Origin of the sequence: Mycobacterium sp. (assembly GCF_050701675.1) — a bacterium.
Classification (GTDB): Bacteria; Actinomycetota; Actinomycetes; order Mycobacteriales; family Mycobacteriaceae; genus Mycobacterium.
On the sequence record NZ_JBOGDD010001144.1, the window covers coordinates 1 to 5,494 of the forward strand.

At 66.9% G+C, this 5,494-nt stretch carries 8 protein-coding genes; 4 read left to right on the top strand and 4 right to left on the bottom strand.

What is annotated here, in order from left to right; translation table 11 throughout:
• Positions 1 to 276: hypothetical protein (locus ACRDUX_RS35400; RefSeq protein ID WP_526421286.1), on the bottom strand; the 276-nt coding region annotated here is incomplete at its 3' end.
• Between the two features lie 24 nt (positions 277 to 300).
• On the opposite strand from ACRDUX_RS35400, the gene ACRDUX_RS35405 reads away from it, so the two are divergent.
• On the top strand, positions 301 to 786 hold the full coding sequence (locus tag ACRDUX_RS35405; RefSeq protein WP_526421288.1) for a GNAT family N-acetyltransferase: 486 nt from the start codon (positions 301 to 303) through the stop codon (positions 784 to 786).
• Here the strand turns inward: ACRDUX_RS35405 and ACRDUX_RS35410 are convergent.
• Genes ACRDUX_RS35410 through ACRDUX_RS35420 form a run of 3 tightly spaced genes read right to left on the bottom strand, consistent with a single transcriptional unit; the run spans position 770 to position 3,372 of the window.
• A complete protein-coding gene (locus ACRDUX_RS35410; protein WP_526421290.1) occupies positions 770 to 1,651 on the bottom strand; it encodes a cyclopropane mycolic acid synthase family methyltransferase in 882 nt (293 codons plus the stop codon). The genes ACRDUX_RS35405 and ACRDUX_RS35410 overlap by 17 nt on opposite strands.
• Before the next feature lie 48 nt (positions 1,652 to 1,699).
• Positions 1,700 to 2,122 (bottom strand): hypothetical protein, encoded by a 423-nt coding sequence (locus ACRDUX_RS35415; protein WP_526421292.1) that lies wholly within the window; start codon positions 2,120 to 2,122, stop codon positions 1,700 to 1,702.
• A gap of 47 nt (positions 2,123 to 2,169) precedes the next feature.
• Positions 2,170 to 3,372, bottom strand: a complete 1,203-nt coding sequence (locus tag ACRDUX_RS35420) for a cytochrome P450 (protein ID WP_526421294.1) — start codon at positions 3,370 to 3,372, stop codon at positions 2,170 to 2,172.
• A gap of 99 nt (positions 3,373 to 3,471) precedes the next feature.
• Here ACRDUX_RS35420 and ACRDUX_RS35425 point away from each other — a divergent pair, with 99 nt between their 5' ends.
• The 3 genes from ACRDUX_RS35425 to ACRDUX_RS35435 all read left to right on the top strand — a co-directional run.
• Positions 3,472 to 4,107 carry a TetR/AcrR family transcriptional regulator gene (locus ACRDUX_RS35425; RefSeq protein ID WP_526421296.1) on the top strand — a complete coding sequence of 212 codons (636 nt, stop codon included), beginning with the start codon at positions 3,472 to 3,474 and terminating at the stop codon, positions 4,105 to 4,107.
• Positions 4,108 to 4,262: 155 nt separating this feature from the next.
• Complete coding sequence (locus ACRDUX_RS35430; protein WP_526421297.1) at positions 4,263 to 4,919, top strand: enoyl-CoA hydratase-related protein; 657 nt, start codon at positions 4,263 to 4,265, stop codon at positions 4,917 to 4,919.
• Positions 4,920 to 4,924: 5 nt separating this feature from the next.
• Positions 4,925 to 5,494, top strand: a 570-nt coding sequence (locus ACRDUX_RS35435) for an NAD(P)H-dependent flavin oxidoreductase (protein ID WP_526421299.1), incomplete at its 3' end; no start/stop codon positions are given.

Genomic DNA, 5,494 nt, shown 5'->3' on the forward strand with positions numbered 1-5,494 from the left:
GTCGGGAAGGCGGTGCAGGTCGTAGACGTAAGACCCATTCCCCTTGCGACTGACCCACGCGCCCTCGGGCGGTAGGTCTCCGACACCCGCATCGTCGAATGGGCGCGACGTGACGGTTCTCACCGAATCAACGACACACCAACCGAATTCGGGCAAGCGGCGACAGTACAGTTCGGCGTCGACGCGACGGAACGACGGATGGCCGTAAACCGGGTCCGCCTCCCGCTCGAACTCGTAGGTCAGCCCGTCGACACGACGAACGAAGCGGAGCGGCACGTCGTCCAGACTAGGCTCGGCAGCATGAGCGAGCCGCTGCCGAGGTCGGCAAGATTCACCGACGTCGGCGCCATCAACGAACTCGTCGTCGCGGCCTTCGGCAAGTACGTGGAGCGGATCGGCAAGCCCCCGGCCCCGATGACCGCCGACTACGCCGAACTGCTTCACACGTCACGCGTCTGGGTAGTCGAGGACGGGGAGAACGCCGGGGGCCTCCTCGGGGTGCTCGTCACGCAGGCCGAACCCGACCACCTTCTGATCGACGCCATCGCCGTCGCCCCCACCGCCCAGGGCGGCGGTCATGGCCGCCGACTGCTCGAACGCGCCGATGAGGACGCCCGCGACGCCGGTCTGGAGGAGATTCGGCTGTGCACCAACGAGGCGATGACGGAGAATCTGTCGTTCTACCCCAGCCGAGGCTTCCACGAGACCGGGCGCGGCATCCAGGACGGTTTCCACCGGGTGTTCTTCGCCAAGCGGGTCGGACCGAGTCCTACTTCTCGCAGGTGAACTGGTTGACGTCGATGTACCCGACACGGAACATCTCGGCGCAGCCGGTGAGGTACTTCATGTAGCGGTCGTACATCTCCAGCGACTGGACCTCGATCGCCTTGTCCCGGTTGGCTTCCAGGTTGGCCGCCCAGATGTCGAGCGTCCTGGCGTAGTGCGGTTGCAAAGACTGAACCCTGGTCACCTCGAACCCGCCCGCGGGGGCACGCTCCTGCACCATCGGGATCGACGGCAGCCGACCGCCGGGGAAGATTTCCGTGAGCATGAACTTGAGGAACCGCGCGAAGGTGAACGTCAACGGCAGGCCGCGGGCGGCCATCTCGTCGGGATGCAGACCGGTGATGGTGTGCAACAACATGATTCCGTCATCGGGCAGCGATCGATTCACCTTCGCGAAGAATGCGTCATACCGCTCGTGACCGAAGTGCTCGAAGGCGCCGATCGAGACGACCCTGTCGACGGGCTCGTCGAACTGTTCCCAGCCCTGCAGCAGCACCCGCTTGGACCGCGGACTGTCCGACGCCGCCAAGACCCGCTCGACGTGGTCCGTCTGGGTCCGGCTCAGCGTCAGCCCGACCACGTTGACGTCGTAGCGCTCGATCGCGCGCATCATGGTGGCTCCCCAGCCGCAGCCGACGTCGAGGAGCGTCATGCCCGGCTCCAGTCCCAACTTTCCGAGCGCCAGGTCGACCTTGGCGAGCTGAGCCTGCTCCAGCGTCATGTCGTCGCGCTCGAAGTACGCGCAGCTGTAGGTCTGGCTCGGGTCGAGGAACAGCCGGTAGAAGTCGTCGGAGATGTCGTAGTGCGCCTGAATGTCGTCGAAGTGCGGCTTCAGGTCACCCTCGTCGGCGGGCGGTGTTGGCATCGGTGCCTCCTAGGCGGTTGCCCCGAGCGTAGGGGTCGACCCTCGCGCTCAAGCGGGCACTGCCCGTCTGAGCCGCACCGGCGCGAGCAGCGCTGCGGACGCCAGCAGCAGCGCGCCGAGGACGATGATGTTGAGGATCTTGTCGAGCGTCCCGTACATGTGCAGCATTTGAAGGTGGTAGACGAAGTGAAAGGTGTTGAACGTCAGCCACGTTGCAGCCACCAGCCGCACCACTCCGGCGTTCACCACCATGATCAGCGCCCCCACGCTCAGCACGGCAAGTCCGAGGAACATGGCTCCGACGTCCTTGACGAAGTGCTCGTTGAACGGACCAAGCGGAGGCAACCAGCGCAGGCCGAAGCCGGGGAAGGTCGTGTACCAGGACATCGGCGCGAAGTAGGCCCACGAGCCGACGCCGAGGGCGGAGATCAACAGAAACACCAGTAGTGCGCGCCGCAGCGGAATGGTCATGCCCTCTAGACACCGCGGCGCCCGATTGTGTGACACTCAGCAGCCGGTCACCCGATGACGGCTGGCATCGACTCCCAGCCGCGCACTGTCGAGGTGGTCGACATGCGGGCGCGGGAGAGATCCACGTCCCATTCCGGGAAGCGGTTGAAGATCTCGTCGAGCGCGATGCGGCCCTCGATGCGCGCCAGCGCCGAGCCGATGCAGTAGTGGGTGCCAACGCCGAAGGCCAGGTGGGAGCCGGCCCTGCGGTGGATGTCGAAGGTGTCCCCGTCGGGCGGGAACTGGCGATGGTCCCGGTTGGCGGCGCCGACGAGCAGCATCATCACGCTTCCCTCGGGAACCGTCTGACCGTAGTACTCGACGTCGCGGGTGACGTATCTCGCGACGTGCGGGGCCGGCGGTTCGAGTCGGAGCAGTTCCTCGATCGCCTGCGGGATGAGCGACCTGTCGTCGACGAGTTGGCGCCGCTGGTCGGGGTGCTCGGCCAGCACCTTGCCCGCCCACCCGATCAGCCGGGTGGTGGTCTCGTTGCCCGCCGCGGCGACGACGTTGACGTACATCAGCAGTTCGTCGCGGGTCAGGCGTCGCGTCACCCCTTCCTCGTCGGTGAACTCGACGTTGAGCAGTTCGGTGACGATGTCGTCGGAAGGATGGTTGGCACGCCAGTCGATGTACTCGGCGAAGATCGAGCCGTCGTCGAACCCGGATGACGCGATCTCCATCGGCGCCCCGGCGTCCGTGTTCATCTGCGAGTTCGAGTGATCGCGGATGGCTTCCTGGTTCGATTCGGGGATCCCCAGCAGCGCTCCGATGACGCGCATCGGCATCTGCGCCCCCAGGTCGGCGATGAAGTCGAACCCACCCGAGCCGACGTGGGGATCGAGGCAGCGGGCACAGAACTCCCGCACCCTCGGCTCCAGCTGGCTCATCTTGCGCGGGGTGAACATGCGCGACAGCAGCTTTCGGTGGACGTCGTGGCGCGGCGGGTCCTCCATGACCAGTAGGCCCGAGGGCACCTCCATGTCGGCCTTGATCAGCTCGAGGATGTTGCCGCGTGCCGAACTGAACGTGCGCTGATCGCCGAGGCCGCCCTGCACGTCGGCGAACCGGCTGAGCGCCCAGAAGTCGAGTCCTTCGTGGTACTGCAGCGGCGCTTCCTCACGCAGCCGCTTGAACAGCGGGTACGGATCGGCGATGAGGTCGACGTCGTAGGGGTCGTAGTAGAGGTCGCTCGTCGACGCCGTCGTCACGTGGCCGTCCTTCCGCTGGGGTGCACGATCGTCACTAACATACATGCGCGTATCTGACATACGTCAATGTTTGGAACGACGATTTGGCAGGATGACCTGATGGTGGAGCGTTGGACCAGGCAGCGGCGCGTCGAGCACACCCGCTCGCTGTTGGTCGACGCCGCCGAGGACGTGTTCGCGCGCAAGGGGTTCGACGCGGCGACTCTCGATGACATCGCCGACACCGCCGGTTACACGCGGGGTGCCATATACGCGAACTTCGGCGCCAAGGAGGATCTGTTCCTCGCGGTCAGCGACCGCTACTGGCGCAGATACTTCGAGAACTTCACCGAGGTCTTGGCGTCGGTGGCCCACATCGGCGAGGTCGAACTGGACCAGATCGCCAACAGGTGGCGTCAGATCTCCGAGACGGGGGGCGCTCAGCACGCCGCGCTGGGTTACGAATTCACCCTGTACCTGCTTCGCAACCCCGACGCGAAACAGCGCGTCGCCGCCAAGCGGCAGGAGGTCGTCGAGGAGCTGACGGACTTCATCGTGCGCGGCATCGCACAGCTCGGCGTCACCCTGCGCATCCCCGCGACGACGTTCGCGCACATCCTGATCTCCACCAGCGACGCCGTCATCCTGTGCAGCAGGCTCGAGGATGACGTCGACCTCTACCGGCCGATGCTCGAGCTCTACATGTCCGCCTTGGTGCTGGACGCCCCCAAGCGCAAGTCACCCCGGCGCCGTTGATGCGATCACCCTGTGCGTCGTCGATCTGCCGACCGCTTTCCTGCTGTCCCGCAATCGAATCGCTCGGGACTGGGCACGGAGAAGACTCGAGTCGGCGGTACGCGCCACCCTTGCCCACGGCCCACCCACCCGAACCCGAACCAAGGAGTGAACCCGTGCCCATCACCACCACCTACGTCGACAACGTCGCCGTACTGAATCTCGGCGACGACGAGAACCGGTTCTCACTGCACTTCCTCGACGAGATCGACGGGCGTCTCGACGAGATCGCCAACGCCGGCGCCGCCGGACTGTTGACCACGGGCACCGGCAAGTTCTACACCAACGGTCTCGACCTCGACTGGCTGCTGGCGCACGGCGATCAGATGCAGTTCTACGTCGGCCGCGTGCACGCCCTCTTCGCCCGCGTGCTGACGCTGCCCATGCCGACCGCCGCGGCGCTCAATGGTCACGCGTTCGGGGCGGGAGCGATGCTCGCGATGGCCCACGACTACCGCGTCATGCGCGAGGACCGGGGTTACTTCTGCTTCCCCGAGGTCGACATCCGCATCCCGTTCACGACGGGCATGGCCGCGCTGATCCAGGCCAAGCTCACGCCCGCGGCCGCCGTCGCCTCCATGACGACGGGGCGCCGCTTCGGCGGGGCCGACGCGCTCCAGTTCGCCATCGTCGACGCCACCGCGGCCGAGGACGCCGTCACCGACGCGGCGGTCGGGCTTCTCACCCCGCTGGGTGGCAAGGACCCTGGCACCCTTGGCGCCATCAAGAACACGATGTTCGCCCCTGCCGTCGCCGCCCTCGCGGCCGGGTAGGACCGATGCCGAACCGGATCCGATCCTTGCTCGGGGTGCGCTACCCGGTGGTCCAGGCGCCGATGACGTACATCGCGCGAGCGGAGCTCGCGGCCGCCGTCTCCGAGGGTGGCGGCCTCGGCATGATCGAGACCCTGACCCCGGACGGCCGCGCCGACCTGCACCGGGTGCGCGAGCTGACGGACCGGCCGGTCGCGGCCAATCTGATGATCCAGGGCTGGAAGAAGGATCCGTCGATCGTCGACGCCTTGGTCGCGGCGGACGTCCGCCACGTCTTCACGTCCGCGGGCGACCCCGCGCTGTTCACCGACCGTCTTCACGACGCGGGCATGACCGTCGTGCACGTCGTGGGATCGCTGCGGGCCGCGCTCAAGGCCGAGGACGCCGGGGTCGACGCGCTGGTGGTCGAGGGCGTGGAGGGCGGCGGGTTCAAGTCCACCCTCGGTGCGTCGACCATGGTGCTGCTACCGCTCGTCGCCGAGCGGGTCGACCTGCCGATGCTGGCCGCAGGCGGGATCTGTGATGCGCGCTCGGCCGCGGCGGCGCTGGTCCTCGGCGCGGAGGGCGTGCAGATG

Excerpts from the sequence above, each read along its gene's own strand:
- ACRDUX_RS35405 (WP_526421288.1), top strand. The coding sequence starts at position 301 with ATGAGCGAGCCGCTGCCGAGGTCGGCAAGATTCACCGACGTCGGCGCC.
- ACRDUX_RS35410 (WP_526421290.1), bottom strand. The coding sequence starts at position 1,651 with ATGCCAACACCGCCCGCCGACGAGGGTGACCTGAAGCCGCACTTCGAC.
- ACRDUX_RS35415 (WP_526421292.1), bottom strand. The coding sequence starts at position 2,122 with ATGACCATTCCGCTGCGGCGCGCACTACTGGTGTTTCTGTTGATCTCC.
- ACRDUX_RS35425 (WP_526421296.1), top strand. The coding sequence starts at position 3,472 with ATGGTGGAGCGTTGGACCAGGCAGCGGCGCGTCGAGCACACCCGCTCG.